This is a genomic window from Paraburkholderia polaris (genome assembly GCF_012927345.1).
Lineage (GTDB): Bacteria > Pseudomonadota > Gammaproteobacteria > Burkholderiales > Burkholderiaceae > Paraburkholderia > Paraburkholderia polaris.
In genome coordinates this window covers 74,619-89,754 of record NZ_JABBGJ010000007.1, presented here as the reverse complement: position 1 = coordinate 89,754, position 15,136 = coordinate 74,619, and the positions used below count along the sequence as shown (strand labels likewise).

Genomic DNA, 15,136 nt, shown 5'->3' with positions numbered 1-15,136 from the left:
CCGCGAAGGCATGCCCGGACTCGCGCGACGTTCATGCGGCGTGAAAGGTACGGGCTAGCTGGGTGAGGCCACTGCTCAATAGCGATTGGTCAGAACCGAGGATGAAAAAGCGCATGCCGCGTTCGGCGTAGCGCCGCGCCGCGCCCGCATCAGGCAGAAACATGCCGACGGTCACGCCTGCGGCCCGTCCCGCCTCGATGGTGCGGTCAATGGCGCGTTCGATACGTTCGTCATCGAGCGAAGTCGCCTGGTACGAGACGGCCAGGTCCGCGCGTCCAATAAACAGACAGTCGACGCCGGGCACGGCAGCGATTTCGTCGACGTGATCAACGGCCTCGGGGTCTTCGATCTGGCACACGACCGATACGGCCGCGTCGTGCAAACGCAGGTGTTCCGTCATCGGCAGCCGGCCATAGCCACCCGCTCGGGGCGAATTGCTGAATCCGCGCACCCCGTCGCGATAGCGCGTGGCCGCTACTGCCGCGCGCGCCTGGGTTGCCGACACGACGTGCGGCACGACGATGCCCGCCGCACCCATATCGAGCACCTGCAGGATGGTCGAAGGTTCAGCGTCCGGCAACCGAACGACGCCGGGCAAGGACGCGGCGGCACAACCCAGCAGGCAGCGGTCGATTGCATCGACGGAGAACGGCGCATGCTCGGCATCCAGTACGACGAAATCCATCCCGGCCGCGCCGGCGATCTCGATGTTCTGATAGTGGGGCGTCTTGATGAAGGGGCCGCACATGGGGTCGCCGCGCCGCAGGCGGGTGCGGAACTCGGTGTTTGTGTTCATGGCGCTCATTCCGACGCAGCGGCAAATTCGTCATGCTGGTATTCGACCAGATGGCGGTAATCCGCACGCAGCGGCGAGAACACATCCAGGTTGAGCACGATCTCGTCGCCTACCGGCTCGGCATAGTGAACAACGTGCGGGGGGATGCGGATCATGCTGCCCGGGCCGCCCTCGACCACTTCATCGGCCAGATGGAAGCGCACCCGCCCCTGCACGATGATCACCAGTTGCTCGAACGGATGACTGTGGGGATTGACGTCCATTCCGGGCGTGAGCCAGTTCATCACGCAGATTGTGTCGTCGCCACGGAAGCCGACGCGTTCGACTCCCTTGCGCACGACTTCGCGCGGCAGGTCGTTCCAGTTGTACAACTTTGCTGTGCTGCTCATGTGAAGTCTCCTTGATCGGTCAGTTGAGCCACGACTACATCGTACTCAGGCTGTCGAAACAGCCCACGTGTTCTCTTGAAAAGAATATCGTTTCTATGAGAAGAAAATATAGTGACGGGAATTCCGTCTGTCAAGCGCGTTTTTCCAAACGGAACGGAAGCGCTTATAGAAAGTACCGAACCCCGTGAAAACCCTGATACGGTTTCATTTGACGTCGCTTCCTGCTCGCCACTATATTTCGCTGGCCAACACGATATTTCGCATAAAGACACAAACGTGCCGAGTGGGATAGTGATTCGCTGGCGCTGGAAACAACTAACGATCGGTCTTGCAGACTGAGGAGATACTCATGCGATTTCTCGCACGCACAAGCTTCGACGATCCGGACGACGACCGGATCTACAACCGGATTGCCACACGCTTGCTGCCTTACCTGCTGCTGACCTACATCGTGTCGTTTCTCGACAAGGTCAACGTCGGGTTCGCCAAGCTGCAGATGGCGGCGGACATCGGCCTGAGCGATGAAGCGTTCGGGTTTGCAGCGGGCATCTTCTTTATCGGCTATTGCCTGTGCGAAATCCCGAGCAACCTCATGCTGCAAAAGCTCGGTGCGAAGTTCTGGATCGCCCGCATCATGGTCGTATGGGGAATCCTCTCCACCTGCATGGTGCTGGTGCGCTCGGAGCACATGTTCTATGTGCTGCGCTTTCTGCTCGGCGTCGCCGAGGCAGGCTTCTATCCGGGCATCGTGCTGTACCTCACCTATTGGTTCCCGACCCGGCTGCGCTCGCAGGTCAATGCGATTTTCTTTCTTGGCATCGCACTGTCCGGGGTGGTGGGCGGCGCGCTGTCAGGGCTCATCATGGCAAGCCTGAGTGGTGTCGGTGGGTTGCGCGGCTGGCAATGGCTGTTTCTGATCGAGGGTGCGCCGACCGTGTTGCTGGGCGTCATCACTTACTTTTACCTCGACAACGGTCCGCGCGATGCACAGTGGTTGCCCGTTGAGGACCGCACCCGGGTTGCAGCCCAACTCGCTTCCGAACATGCCTCGCAACTGGCGGCAGGCACTGAACATGCGTTCGGCGCCGCCTTCAAGGACGTCAATATCTGGTTGCTCGTCGTGGTGAATTTCGCATTGCTCGGTAGTACATACGGTGTTTCGTTCTGGCTGCCGCAAATTGTCCGCAACCTTGGCGTGCGCAGTTATCTCGACACGGGGCTGGTAGCGAGCATTCCGTTCGTTGCTGCTGCGATAGGCATGGTATTGATTGGCCGGCACTCCGATCGCACCAAGGAACGGCGCTGGCACGCGGCGGGTAGCGCGTTCGTGTCGGCAGCCGGACTCGCGTTCGCCGCACTGTGCTCGGCGAGTCCGGTGCTTTCGTTGATCGGCTTGTCGTTCGCGATGATCGGCGCGCTCGCCGGTCTCGCGGTGATGTGGTCGCTGCCCGGCGTTCTGTTGACGGGAACAGCGGCGGCGGCAGGGATCGCCTTGATGGCGACGGTCGGTAATCTGGGCGGCTATGTGACGCCGTATGTGATCGGCGTGCTCAAGCAGCGCACCCAGCATCTCGAGTACGGCCTGTATGCGCTGGCGCTTCTGACCCTGGTGGGCGGTCTGGCCATGTTGTGCCTGCCGAAACTGCGCGTGCAGCCTGCCCCGCTCGATGAAGCGCCGGCGCCTCGAACCCACATTTGAAACCTTTCGTATAAGCCGGCGCTAGCCGGAGGCGGCCGGGTGAAAACCCAGGCCGGCCGCCGTCCCAACCGATTGCCCTATATAGCGCTCCCCCGCGAATGCCGACCGGCTCGCGGCCGGATTTGTGCAGCCCAAAAAAAGGAGACTAAATGAATCAGCACATCCAACCCGTCAAGCTGACCGTCGCCGGCATGCTGTGCTTGTTAGCGGCTACGCATGCGCACGCCCAGGATTCGTCGGTCACGCTTTACGGCCTGTTAGATACCTTCGTGGAAATGACCAATGCGGGTCAGGGGGTGACGACGCGAATGGCATCCAGCGGGCTTTACGCGTCGCGCATCGGCTTGCGTGGCAGTGAGGATATCGGTGGAGGAAATCGTGTCAACTTCACGCTCGAAGACGGCATCAATACCAACAACGGCACGGCTGCGGACCCCACGGCGGCGTTCAACCGGCAGGCCTGGGTGGGCATGTCGGGCAACTGGGGAGACCTGCGTATTGGCCGCCAGAACACGCCGCAGTTTCTGATGATCAACCGCCTTGACGCTTTCGGCGGCGCCACCATGGCGTCGGGCCTCGACAATCTGGCGACTTACACGTTTCGCGTCAGCAATTCGGTCAGCTATCAGACGCCTACCATTGCCGGTATCAAGGCCCAGATTCTCTACGGCCTGAGTCAAAGCACGACACCGCAGAATGGACACGGCAATATTCACGTGAGTGCCGAATATGCACACGGCCCCGTGTATCTGGGTGCGAACTACGAGCGGATCACCAGCGCAACGGCAAATGACGTGCAAAGCGATGGCTTCTTCGGCGGATCGTACGACTTCGGCACGATCAAGTTGTTCGCTGCATATCATCACGCACAAGATACGGCGCACCTCTACGATAAGGACGTGTACTCGGTATCCAGCGCGTACACGCTCACCCCGTTCGATATCGTGTCTGCCGGCTACGCTTACGCGTACGACCGGACCTCGGCAGGCAACGACGCCGGTGAGGTCAGCTTGATGATCCGGCACACGTTTTCCAAGCGCACTTTGCTTTACGCTACCGCGTCGCGGATCGATAACCACAACAAAGCCGCTTTCACCATGATGGGCGCCGCTGTCGCGGGCTTGCCGTTGTCACACCCGGGTTATAGCCCTGCGGGCGTCCAGATCGGTGTCGTGCATTTCTTCTGATGCCGGAAATGGAAGGGTCAAGCCGACGTAGCGGAGCTTCCGCTACGTCGGCTTTTTTGACGATGTTGCCCGCCCGTCGCCACCGATCTAAAAAGGTTCTCAAACATAGGAAGCTGTCTTTCGTGCAGAAGCGCGGGCCCTTTGACGACCAGGTGGCCGCAGGCTTGCTCCGACGCACTGTATGTCAGGTAGGCGCACCATCAGAAAGGATTCAGCCTGACGAGCCTGAGATCCGAAAACCGTTTTACGCATCAGAGTACATTGGTATACACTCGTACTCAATATAAGAACCTGCCTAACAACGGCGCTTTTGTGAAGTACAGGAGAGCGTCGCGACAGTTCGTGGCGCCTCGTCTACCGCAGCGGCATCAGGACTTATGGAGGAGCGATGCAACAGATATGTCTGAAAGCCGTATCCATACGGGGCGGCATGTCGAATGCGCTCATGCTCCGCCAGTCGGATCCGTCGCGCGACCGCGCCGCGTGGTCGGCCGCCGGGACCGGCAGCAAAGGCGTGCACATTCAGTCAGCTAACGTCTATCGCAATGCACACCGGCTCCTCCAAAATGAACGGCTCTGTCGCGCGCAAGCTGCCGCTCAGGATGCAACGTCATGACCAACCTTGCGCGCGATTTCACTGAACTTATCCTCGGCTGGTCCGCGGACGATCCTGCGTTGATCGAACGCTGCCAGTTGCTGCTGACGGACGGCGTCGCGGTGGCCGCAGCCGGCGCATCGGAGCCAGGACCGACGCACATGGCTCAGTTGTCGCAAGAAGAATTGCCGTGCGCCGGCTCGGCCACCGTCATTGGCCATGGGTTTAGCGCACCGCCGACAATCGCCGCGCGCATCAACGGCATGTCGATGCACGTGCTCGACTACGAGCCGATGTGGAATCCGCCGAATCACGCGGTATCGACGCTGCTGCCGGCGCTGCTTGCACTGGCCGAGCAACGCGAACATGCGTCGGGTGAACCGCAGGGCGAGGCGCTGTTGCGCGCGTTCGCGAAGGGTATTGAAGCACAGGGACGGCTGCGTCTGTCCTCCGCGCAGATCGAGCCGGCTCAGTTAAGCCTGCATCCGCCGGGCGTCGTCGGGCCGTTGGCGACGGCGCTCGCATGCGCGGACCTGCTCGGGCTCGACACGTCATCCGCGACCGCGGCGCTTTGCATCGCTGCGTCGCGCAGCGGCGGACTGCTGGCCAACATCGGCTCGCAAACGAAAGCGCTGCATTGCGGCGACGCTGCCGCACACGGTCTCGAAGCCGCGCTGCTCGCGCGTCGCGGTTTCACCGCAAGTGCCGACGCGATCAGTGGACCGCGCGGCTGGGGCCACGCCTACTTCGGCGAACGCTTCACAAGCGCTCCCCTGCTGGCGCCGCTCGGCGCGGGTCGTGCTCTGGTCCCGGGCCCCTCGTGGAAGCTGTTTCCTTCGCAATTCGCGACACATTTCGGCATCGCAGCCGCGCTCGACGCCCGCGCGCAAATCGATGCTTCCGGCACATTCAGCGCACACGATGTCACGCGGATCGAACTGCACACGCCAGCAATGCCGTACATCGACAGACCGCACCCGGAGACCGGACTCGACGGCAAGTTCTCGTGGCAATACACGGCGTCGATTGCGTTGCTGGACGGTAAAGTCGAACCGGCGTCGTTCACCGATCGCCGCCGTTTCGCCGAAGACGTAGAGGCGCTGCTCAATCGCTTCACACTCGTTGCCGACCCGGGCATTTCCGGCGCGTTCGACACGATGCACGTCGAGATCGCCGTGCGTCTGAAGGACGGCCGTACCGTCACCTCACGCTGCGACGCACCGCCCGGAAGCTGGAGCCGCCCGGTTGGCGCTGAAGCGGTGACGAAGAAAGCGCGAGACCTATTGGAAAGCGCGCTCGGTCACGAACGTGCGGATAACACGCTGAAGGCGGTCATGCAGCCACCGCGGCTTCTGAGCGTGCGCGCGCTGATGGCGTGTCTGCGCTAAATGCCGTCGCAGCCGACTTATACTTGTTGTACCGCCTGCCGTGTGGCGATCCATACGGCAAACCATTCCGGACATAACGACATCGAAGGTTAGACCTGTGAGTGAAAAGTCCAATGCCACGAGCGGCGACGCCGAACTAACGACGGATTTCGGGCAAGGCTCCCTTGCGCAATACGTTTACGCGCAGTTGCGTCAGGAGATTCGCGACCGTCATCTCGCGTCCGGCGAGCGGCTGCGCGAAACGGATATCGCCGAGCGTCTCGCCGTCAGCCGCACCCCAGTGCGTGAAGCGCTGAAACGACTTGAAAGCGAGGGGGTCGTGCGCTTCGCGCCGCCGCGCGGTTTCGTCGTCGTGCAACTGTCGCCGAAACAGGTGATGGAGTTATACGCGATGCGCAAAGTGCTGGTCGGCGCGGCCGCCCGCTTCGCGGCGGAGCAGGCATCGCCGATCGAGATCCTGTCGATGCAGCAGGTCATCGTGCAACTCGAACGCCTGAAGATTCCCGACGAAGTCGCGTCGCTGAATCGCCGGCTGCATGAAATTATCGTAGCGGCGGCGCACAACGAGTATTTGTACAAGACTTCGAACGTGCTGATCGACGCCCTTGGCCTGCTCGGCTCGACCACCTATTCGGTGCCGGGGAGAATCAAAAGCGGGTTGAAAGAGAACAAGGAAATCGTCGCATGTATCGCGCGGCACGATGCAGATGGTGCCGAGGATGCTGCCCACCGTCACGTGGCGGCGGCGACCGAACTCCGCTTGCAGATGCTATTTGGCGCTGAAATGGACACGAGCGGTACGCGCTCGGGCGGCGGTGCCTGAGCCTGAGCCTGAGCCTGAGCCTGAGCCTGAGCCTGAGCCTGAATGTATTAAAAGGTAGTGAAGGTATTGAGGCAAGCCCAGCGCTGCCTGACGGCTTGCTCAGGCACCACGCAATAGACGCGCCAGTGATCGCACCTTGCGCCGGCCCGGCGCGAGCAGCACCTCAAGCAGCGCATCCACTCTGTCCTGAGACAGACGCAGCCCGGCGGTTCCCCGGAACTTGGCGGCAATCGCGTTTTCGTCCAGCGCGCGGACACCACTGCCAAGATTGACTGGCACATGTTCGGTCCGCTCGCTGCCGTCGATGAGCCGAACCGTCACACGCCCCGAAAAATACTTCGGAAACTCGGTATCCGGATCAACGATGCAACGCACCTTGCTCGCCAGCTGAAGAATCTGAGGATCAGCGAGACCTCCAGCTTCGAGTTCCGCAAGACCGAAGCGGCCACGCAACAGACACGTCGCGACAACGAACTGCGCGCTGAACTTCGCTTCATAGTCGCTCTGGGGCACCATCTTCGACGCGGCCGGTTCGGCCACAATCGGCATGGTCGGCGCAGGCAGCATGCAGATTACTTCGTCGATACCGGCGGCGTTCGATAAGCCAGGTTGCAGCAACAGCGCGGCTTCCGCGCAGCCGTGAATGAAGTGGCAGACGGGGTACGGTTTAATTGCCGTACCGAGCATGGCCCAATGTTCGCCCAGGCCCGCGCCGATCGAAGCGGCATCGACCTCGCCCGCGTGCTGCTGCAAGTGCGAATCGAACAAGCCGAAACGGCCTTCATAGGGCCGCGACGGTCCGGCGAAGCCATTCTGCGCGAGATGCGCTGCGGTGATACCCGCGAGCGCGCCCCAGCCGGGATGCATGCGCTTGGTCCAGGCGCCCTCCTCGAGAAACACCTGCACGCCCGCCGCGGTACTCGCCGCAATGCCCTGCGCGGCCACCAGTTGCGCGGCGTCGAGACCCATCAGCTTTCCGGCGACAATCGTCGAACTGAAGTGGGACACAATGCCAGTCGCGTGAAAGCCCGCGTGATGAAATCCGCCTTTTACCGCTGCGCCAATCCGGATCGCCGTCTCCATGCCCGCGACGTAAGCGGCGAGTAACTCGTCCCATTCCGCATCGACGGCTTCTCCAATAGCGAGCGCCGCGGGCAGGCATGCGACCGTCGGATGCACGATGCTGAGCGGATGGGTATCGTCGAAATCCAGACCGTGAATCAGGAAGCCATTCGCAAGCGCTGCATCGCGTGGCGCGAGCGTCTGCGAACTGCCGATCACCGTTGCATCGCCCCGCGAGCCGGCCGCTTCGAAGCCACGCAGCGCAGGAGCTGCGAACGGAAAGTGATGTGAGGCGAACGCAAGACCGATCGCATCGGTGATGTGATGTGTCGCCTTGCGCCGAAGTTCATCGGTCAACGCCGACGGTTGGAGTGCGCATGCGAATTCCGCCAGTGCGCGGGCGATCACCGTTTCGTTTTTTGCGTGGGGATCGGCCGTCGTCGTAGGTCGCGCGTCCTTGTTTGAAGTCGAATTGGAGGTCATCAACGGTCGCCTGGCCGGAGGATTGGCGCATCGCGCGGATTATCCGACGCTTGCGCGATCACGGGGTTGATCGATTCGAGTCGACGTCCCGTCGTTCTCGCGCCGAACAGTAGCGTGACGACAGCCGTCGCGAGCCATGCGCCCGCGATGTAGACGAAGACCCATACGTAACCGAAGTTCAGGAAGATCGCCGCAACGATGAACGAGTTGCCGACGTTCGCGAGTCGCCCCATCCCGTACGCGAAGCCAGCGCCGGTATTGCGGATATCGGTCGGATACTGTTCCGGCGTGTATGCATAGCACAGCGCAGCGAAGGTCTGAATCAGCATGCCGACCAGGAACCCGAACGACACGATCAGCACCGGCCGGAAGCTCAATCCGTACAGCAGGCCGAACACGGCGATGAGCGCGGCTGCCGCCGCGATGCTGAACTTGCGTTCGAAACGGTCTGCGAGGAACACCGCGATCAACGCGCCGGGCACCGCGCCGATGTTGATCAGCGTGATGTAGGTGAGGCTATGAACGATCGTGATGCCGTGTTGGACGAGGAGCGTTGGCACCCACGCCTGGAAGCCGTAAAAGCCGAGCGTCTGGAAGATCCAGATCGCCCATAGCGTCATCGTGCGCCCGATGTACTGGCCTTTGAACATCGACGTCCAGTGCGCGCGCACTTCAACCGGCCGATTAATAGCGACCGCTTCGGGCAACGACCCGGTCGTGCGCTCGACCTCCGCTTCAATCAGGCTCAGTGTGCGGTCCGCTTCTTCCATACGGCCCTGCCGCGCGAGCCAGCGCGGCGATTCCGGGAAATGCTTCGCGAAGAGCAGGAAGACGATGCCGAGCGCGCCCCACACGAAAATCCAGCGCCATCCGTTTGGCCCGGACGGCACGACCAGCCGGGCGACCCAGCTTGTGATCGGAATGCCCATCAGGGCAATGACCATCGCCCAGCTCTGCCATGTGCCGCGCGTTTTCGCGGGAAAGAGTTCGGCAATGTACGCCATCACGACCGCTGTCGCCGACGAAATGCCGACACCCGTCAGCACGCGTGTGATCATCAGCATCGGAATGTCCGGTGCGAGCGCATTGGCGAGCGAGAACACCGAATAGGCGATGACATAGCAGATCAGCGCGCGCTTACGGCCGATCCTGTCCGACAGCATGCCCCCCAGCGTCGCGCCGAGGAACATGCCGAAGAAGCCCGCCGACGTCAGCATCGCAATGCTCGACATCGTCAGTCCCCATTCCTTGACGAGCGCCGGCGCGGCGTACGAAAAAGTGAAGATGTCGCTGATATCGAAAAAGAACGGCAGGCTGACAAGAAGCAGCAGACGCCGGTGAAAACGCGATACCGGCAAGCGGTCAATCCGCGCGGCAATCAGTTCGTCATTCACGGGACACCTCCCGCGCCGCGACCCATGCGCGGCCACTACGAACTGCACCTGCTATCTCAAACGCAAAGAAAGCGTTCAGCATGTCTGTCTCCATCCGTAGTTTGAATGTCGCCTGCGGTCCTGCTTCGTGCTTCGTGCTTCGTGCTTCGTGCTGCAATACAGACGTTACTGTCCAGCCATCACGGTACCCACGGCGTTTCCACGAGGGTATTGCCAGGCGCCGCCGCGACCTTCAGGTCGCGCCCAGTTTCACCGCCGCCAGGCAACGTGCGCTTCGTCATCAGCCGCGCGAGCTGGCTAATGTCCGTGACCGCTTCCAGCGATTCGAGCCGCTCGTAAAGCGCAAGCGCTTCCGACGAACCGATCGCCCGCTTGCTGCAATCGGAAAACTTCTCCCACAGTTCTTCACCCGACATCGGGTTGTCGCCGCCGCGTCCGATCAGATCGTCGACCCGGCGTGACAGCACGCGGCCATCGCGCATCGTCACCGTCACTTCCGCGCCGAACTGATGCGGCGAATCTTCCGGCATCCCGGGATGCGGGTCCGTGCGCGTGATCGCAAGCAGACGCCGTATGCGCGGATCACGATGCGCGTCACCTTCGAAATGCTCAAGGCGCACGACACCGTCCAGTAACGCTCGTGCAACCGCGTACTGCACGCTGAATTTCGCGTTGAGCGAGGTCTGCGGATCGGGATTGTCCGTATGCGGCAGACGGCGCGGGTGCGACTGGATATGAATCGCTTCGATGTCGTCAGCTTTGACGTTGTCTTTCCGAACCAGCGTCAGCGCCATCGCGATCGCGGGATGCGTGCTGCCGCAGCAGGGAAACTGCTTGAGGCCCATCGTCGGACTTTCGATTTCGAGCGGCGCGCACCAGTCTTCGAAGAGCCGACCGGCGTCGTAAGTCCCCGGACCGTTGAACGCGTTAAAGAAGCCCTGTTTATGCTCGAGCGCCACGGGATTCGCGCTGAAGCCGCGTTCCGCGAGCAGCACGGCGAGCAAGCCGTCGCGGCAGCAATGCCCGACATGCAATGGCTTGACCATCGTGCCGAAGTTCGCCTTCAACCCCGCTGCCAGCGACGCCGCTATCGCAAGAGCGGTCGCGGTTTTGTCCACGTCAAGTCTGAGCAGATGGCTGACGGCGGCCGCCGCGCCAAACACGCCGAGCGTCGAGGTCGGATGCCACCCCTTGTCGTAATGATGGTAATTGACTGCGCGGGCGAGGCGGATTTCCGTCTCGATGCCGATCACGTAGGCCGCAATGACCGCTTCGCCCCCTAGCTGCCGCTCTTCGGCGAGCGCAAGCAGCGGCGCGATGAGCGGCACGGACTGGTGGCCGCCCATCGGCTGACTGAAGTCATCGTAGTCGAGCGCGTGCGAGGCGGTACCGTTAAGGAGCGCGGCATCGAGCGCGGACGTCTTGCGGGCTGTGCCGAATATCGAACACTTGCCCGGTGCTTCGGCGACGCCCGGCGTATCCAGCAAAATGCGCACGCACAACTCGGCCGAACCGGCGAGCGTGACGCCGATCGTGTCGATGAATGCGGTGCGCGCCGCCGCCAGCGCACGCGGCGTGACGTCCTTCGTGCCGAACGCGTGGATACGATGTGCAAGACGTAGCGTGATCGGCATGTCGCGTTCGTCGGGAATTTCAGAGGCTGTGCGTGATGTCATGTTCATCTCATTCGCCTGTTCGTTTGCTGCGGACTGGCCGTGTTGGGCACTAAATTCGCGCTGACGTGCGTCCCGCAATACGCCCGAAGGTCGCGCCCGAGACCAGGCCCGTGCCGGCCGGATAGTTGTCGTAGAAGAGACCGCCGACCATCTCGCCGCAGGCAGTGAGGCCGGGAATCGGACGCCAGTCGGTGCCAATCACCCGAGCCTGTTCGTCGACCTTGACGCCGCCGAACGTGAACGTGATGCCGCCCGTCGCCGTGTACGCATAGAACGGCGGCGCGTCGAGCTTCAATGCCCAGTTTGTCTTGTCTGGACTGAGCCCTTGCGTGCCAAGCCCGTCCTTGCCGGTCGGATCGAAGCCATCCGATACGTCATGCGCCGCAGCGTTGTATTCCTGGAGTGTCTTCAGTGCACGCGGCTTGTCGTCGATATCGAGTTGCTCGACCAACGCTTCGAGCGTGTCGGCCTGCAACGGATCGCTGGTCGAATAACGTGGTTCGAGCAGATGGACCGTCTTTGAATCGAACAACTGATACGCCTTGGCGCCAGGCTCGGCGAGAATCGCACGGCCGTATTTTGCGTAGGTGAACATCGCGCCGTCCTCGCCTTCGTCGACGAAGCGGTTGCCCTTGCGATTGATCATCACGCCGTACGGGTAGCTCAGCCGGTTGCTGCGATCCGTCATTTCGCGCGGCGCGAAATTACCCCAGTCGGCACTGATCGGCGTCGCGTGACAGCCGCTCCACTGCCCCCATGGCATGGCGCCGATGTCCATTGCCATCCGCAGGCCATCACCCTGATTGTGCGGCGTACCGCGCACTTTCGCGCCACCGACGAGCGGACCGATATGCTGCGTACGCATCTGCACGTTCGCTTCGAACCCACCGCAGCCGAGCACCACGGCATGACTGTTCAATTCACGCATGCCTGCGTCGTCACGAATGCGCACCCCGCAGACGCGCCCTGTTTCGTCCTGAAGCAACGCCATCACTGCGGTGCCGTAGCGCACCTCAATGCCCATCCGCTCGGCCGTCGCAAACCAGCCGCGCGACAAGCCGACGCCTTCATGTTCCGCGCGCACCACGAGCCCGCGCGCCCAGATGATCTGATTGCCCTTGCGCACGCCGGTCAGGCTGACGGCCGGCTCCATTTTGATCTGGCCTGTCTCGTGCATCCAGAACACCGTGTCCTTCGAGTTGTCGACGAGCACGTGTGACAACACCGGATCCGTCTGACCACTCGTCACGCGCATCAGGTCGCCGTGAAAGTCATCGCGGGTGTAGGGCTGAATGCCGGCATAAAAATCGTCGAATTCCTTCTCGACACCCGGCAACAGTGGCCCGATTTCGCGTGGATCGTCGAACGCGAAACGCAACACGCCGCCGCTCCAGTGCGTGTTGCCGCCACGCATCGCACGCGGCGCTTTCTCCAGCACCACGACGCGTGCGGCGCCGTTTTCGCGTGCCGACACCGCCGCCGCCAATGCGGCATTGCCGGCCCCCACCACGATCACGTCATAGTCTGCCATTGTGAAACTCCCGTTGTAGACATCCTGCAGAGCAAACAGGCGCACAAGCCGTCCATATCGGCTTGCGGAAAACATCCGCGATTCCCGATCGGGATATCCAGGCGCGTCGTGGACCTTGCGTCAATGCTCGATTTCAGGATACTTCTGTATACACAAGTACTCTAATAAGTACATTCCCTGATAGGGTGACGGGAGGATTGCTTGGGGCCAACGTCGGGCGAGTTAGTGCGGTCAGCCTGCCTCTAAGGGGCTGTCTCCGTGCGTGAACGCCCCCTCGCACTCGAGCCATGAGCGGAACAGGACGACCAGCTCATTTCCAGACTTCTCATCCGGAACGTAAGTGCAATAGCTCCGCGACGCCAGACGAGGACCGGCGAACGGCGCAACAAGCCGGCCAGCCGCGAGATCGTCGGCTATCAGCGCGGTCGGTCCCATCGCGATACCTATCCCATCGATGGCAGCTTGCAACGTCAGATAGAAGTGGTCGAAGGTCAGCGCAGCAGCCGGCGTGAGTGCAGCAATGTTTGCCCTCGCCAGCCAGTCCGGCCAAAGCCGCGGAAGACTCGACGTATTCAGCAACGTGTGCTGCCGTATGTCGTCAGGTGTGCGCAGCGGCAGTCGCTGCAACAGCGCCGGACTGCAGACCGGGATCCGCTCTTCGGACAGGAATGGCCGCATCGAGTAGCCGTAGAAAGTGTCCGGACCGCCCCGGATGATGACTTCATAGGTCACAGGCAGACTTTCCACCGGCTCGTTCGACGTCTCTACCTTGACGTCCACGTCGGGATGCGCGACGCGGAATTTCGCCAGTCTCGGCACCAGCCACCGCAATGTGAATGTCGCGGGTGCATTCACGGAGAGTGTCCGCGAGACCGGTTCGGGCAGACCGTATCTCGCGGTTGCGTGCGAGATATGCTCGAACAGGGGACCGATTTCCGCCAGGTAGGCCTTTGCCGCCGGTGTCAGCACCACACGCCGGTTGTGCCGTTCAAACAGCGATGCGCCAAGCCACTCCTCGAGCAGGCGCACCTGCTGGCTCACCGCGCCGTGAGTGACGTGCAATTCGGCGGCGGCTTCCTTGAAGCTACCGAGCCGGCCTGCGGCTTCAAAAGCGCGCAGTGCATTGAGCGGAGGCAATACCCGTTTCATTCGGAATAGTTTATCTAACTCGAACTGCCAATTTATCTGGGTTGTTCGCTCATCACAAGATAGATATTCTATTTACTGTCCCGCATAAACTTACCCGTTCCTTTGTGGCCCGGAGCCCGCATGCTTAGTTATACCGGCGGTTTCGTCCTCGTCGCCGCCTTGCTCCACGCGAGCTGGAACGCGATGCTGCACGGCAATCGCGACCGGTTTCTGTCCATGACGTGGATGAGTATCGCCATCGCGACAGTTTCCACGTTTGTGGTCCTGTTTACGCCGCGGCCGGCCTACGCGGCGTGGCCGTACATCGTCGCATCGGGGCTCGTGCATATCTTCTACAACGTGACCCTCGTGCAGTCGTATCGCCGTAACGATCTGGCGCGGGCGTATCCGATCGCACGCGGCTCGTCGCCGCTGCTCGTCACGCTCGGCGCGGCGCTGTTCGCGCACGAGGCGATCGGCCCCTTGCACATATTCGGCATCCTGATGATATCGGGCGGCATCATTGCGATCGCCCTGGAGGGGAGTCGCGTATCGCGCGCAGGCGCGCTGGCCGCACTGACGACCGGCGCGACAATCGCGGTCTATACCGTGATCGACGGCATCGGCGTGCGCCTGTCCGACGGGCAGGCGCTCGCCTACACCGCGTGGATGTTCCTGTTCTATTGGCTGATGCCAGTGCTGTTCGTCGCGATGCGTGGGCGCGCGGCGCTGTGGACACCGGTCAGGGCGGCGCCAATGGCGCTGGGCTCGTCGCTCGTCGGCGGCCTCGTGTCGATCGCGGCGTACGGCATCGTAATCTGGGCGCTGCAGTCGGGTGCGATGGGCGCGGTATCGGCGCTGCGCGAAACCAGCGTGGTCTTCGCGGTGCTGATCGGACGGATGTTTTTGCGGGAAACGGTAAGTGGCAAGCGCTGGCTCGCGTGCGTGGTCGTCGCGGCCGGCGCGGTTTGTCTAGGACTTTGAC

Annotated in this window: 12 protein-coding genes; 5 read left to right on the top strand and 7 right to left on the bottom strand. The window is 62.0% G+C overall.

What is annotated here, in order from left to right; genetic code table 11:
* Positions 1-31: 31 nt before the first annotated feature.
* Positions 32-796 carry an HpcH/HpaI aldolase family protein gene (locus HHL24_RS08165; protein WP_169484997.1) on the bottom strand — a complete coding sequence of 255 codons (765 nt, stop codon included), beginning with the start codon at positions 794-796 and terminating at the stop codon, positions 32-34.
* A 5-nt stretch (positions 797-801) separates the two neighbouring features.
* Positions 802-1,185, bottom strand: coding sequence for a cupin domain-containing protein (locus HHL24_RS08160; protein ID WP_169484996.1), 384 nt, complete (start codon positions 1,183-1,185; stop codon positions 802-804).
* Between the two features lie 349 nt (positions 1,186-1,534).
* Here HHL24_RS08160 and HHL24_RS08155 point away from each other — a divergent pair, with 349 nt between their 5' ends.
* From HHL24_RS08155 to HHL24_RS44765, 4 genes are all read left to right on the top strand, one after another.
* Positions 1,535-2,884, top strand: a complete 1,350-nt coding sequence (locus HHL24_RS08155) for an MFS transporter (RefSeq protein WP_169484995.1) — start codon at positions 1,535-1,537, stop codon at positions 2,882-2,884.
* Positions 2,885-3,033: 149 nt separating this feature from the next.
* Positions 3,034-4,071, top strand: a complete 1,038-nt coding sequence (locus tag HHL24_RS08150) for a porin (protein WP_169484994.1) — start codon at positions 3,034-3,036, stop codon at positions 4,069-4,071.
* A 612-nt stretch (positions 4,072-4,683) separates the two neighbouring features.
* Complete coding sequence (locus HHL24_RS08145; protein WP_169484993.1) at positions 4,684-6,054, top strand: MmgE/PrpD family protein; 1,371 nt, start codon at positions 4,684-4,686, stop codon at positions 6,052-6,054.
* Positions 6,055-6,151: 97 nt separating this feature from the next.
* Positions 6,152-6,877 (top strand): GntR family transcriptional regulator, encoded by a 726-nt coding sequence (locus HHL24_RS44765; RefSeq protein ID WP_169484992.1) that lies wholly within the window; start codon positions 6,152-6,154, stop codon positions 6,875-6,877.
* Positions 6,878-6,976: 99 nt separating this feature from the next.
* On the opposite strand, the gene HHL24_RS08135 is transcribed toward HHL24_RS44765, so the two are convergent.
* From HHL24_RS08135 to gcvA, 5 genes are all read right to left on the bottom strand, one after another.
* Positions 6,977-8,422 (bottom strand): MmgE/PrpD family protein, encoded by a 1,446-nt coding sequence (locus tag HHL24_RS08135; protein WP_169484991.1) that lies wholly within the window; start codon positions 8,420-8,422, stop codon positions 6,977-6,979.
* The gene (locus tag HHL24_RS08130; protein WP_169484990.1) at positions 8,422-9,816 is read right to left on the bottom strand and encodes an MFS transporter; all 1,395 of its coding nucleotides are present in this window, start codon (positions 9,814-9,816) and stop codon (positions 8,422-8,424) included. The genes HHL24_RS08135 and HHL24_RS08130 overlap by 1 nt, the downstream gene beginning before the upstream one ends.
* 179 nt (positions 9,817-9,995) lie before the next feature.
* A complete protein-coding gene (locus HHL24_RS08125; protein WP_230417377.1) occupies positions 9,996-11,492 on the bottom strand; it encodes an MmgE/PrpD family protein in 1,497 nt (498 codons plus the stop codon).
* Between the two features lie 49 nt (positions 11,493-11,541).
* Positions 11,542-13,023, bottom strand: a complete 1,482-nt coding sequence (gene tcuA / locus HHL24_RS08120) for an FAD-dependent tricarballylate dehydrogenase TcuA (RefSeq protein ID WP_169484988.1) — start codon at positions 13,021-13,023, stop codon at positions 11,542-11,544.
* A gap of 231 nt (positions 13,024-13,254) precedes the next feature.
* On the bottom strand, positions 13,255-14,172 hold the full coding sequence (gcvA, locus tag HHL24_RS08115) for a transcriptional regulator GcvA (protein WP_169484987.1): 918 nt from the start codon (positions 14,170-14,172) through the stop codon (positions 13,255-13,257).
* Between the two features lie 120 nt (positions 14,173-14,292).
* Between gcvA and HHL24_RS08110 the strand changes: the two genes are divergently transcribed.
* Positions 14,293-15,135 carry a DMT family transporter gene (locus HHL24_RS08110; protein ID WP_169484986.1) on the top strand — a complete coding sequence of 281 codons (843 nt, stop codon included), beginning with the start codon at positions 14,293-14,295 and terminating at the stop codon, positions 15,133-15,135.
* Position 15,136 lies beyond the last annotated feature (1 nt).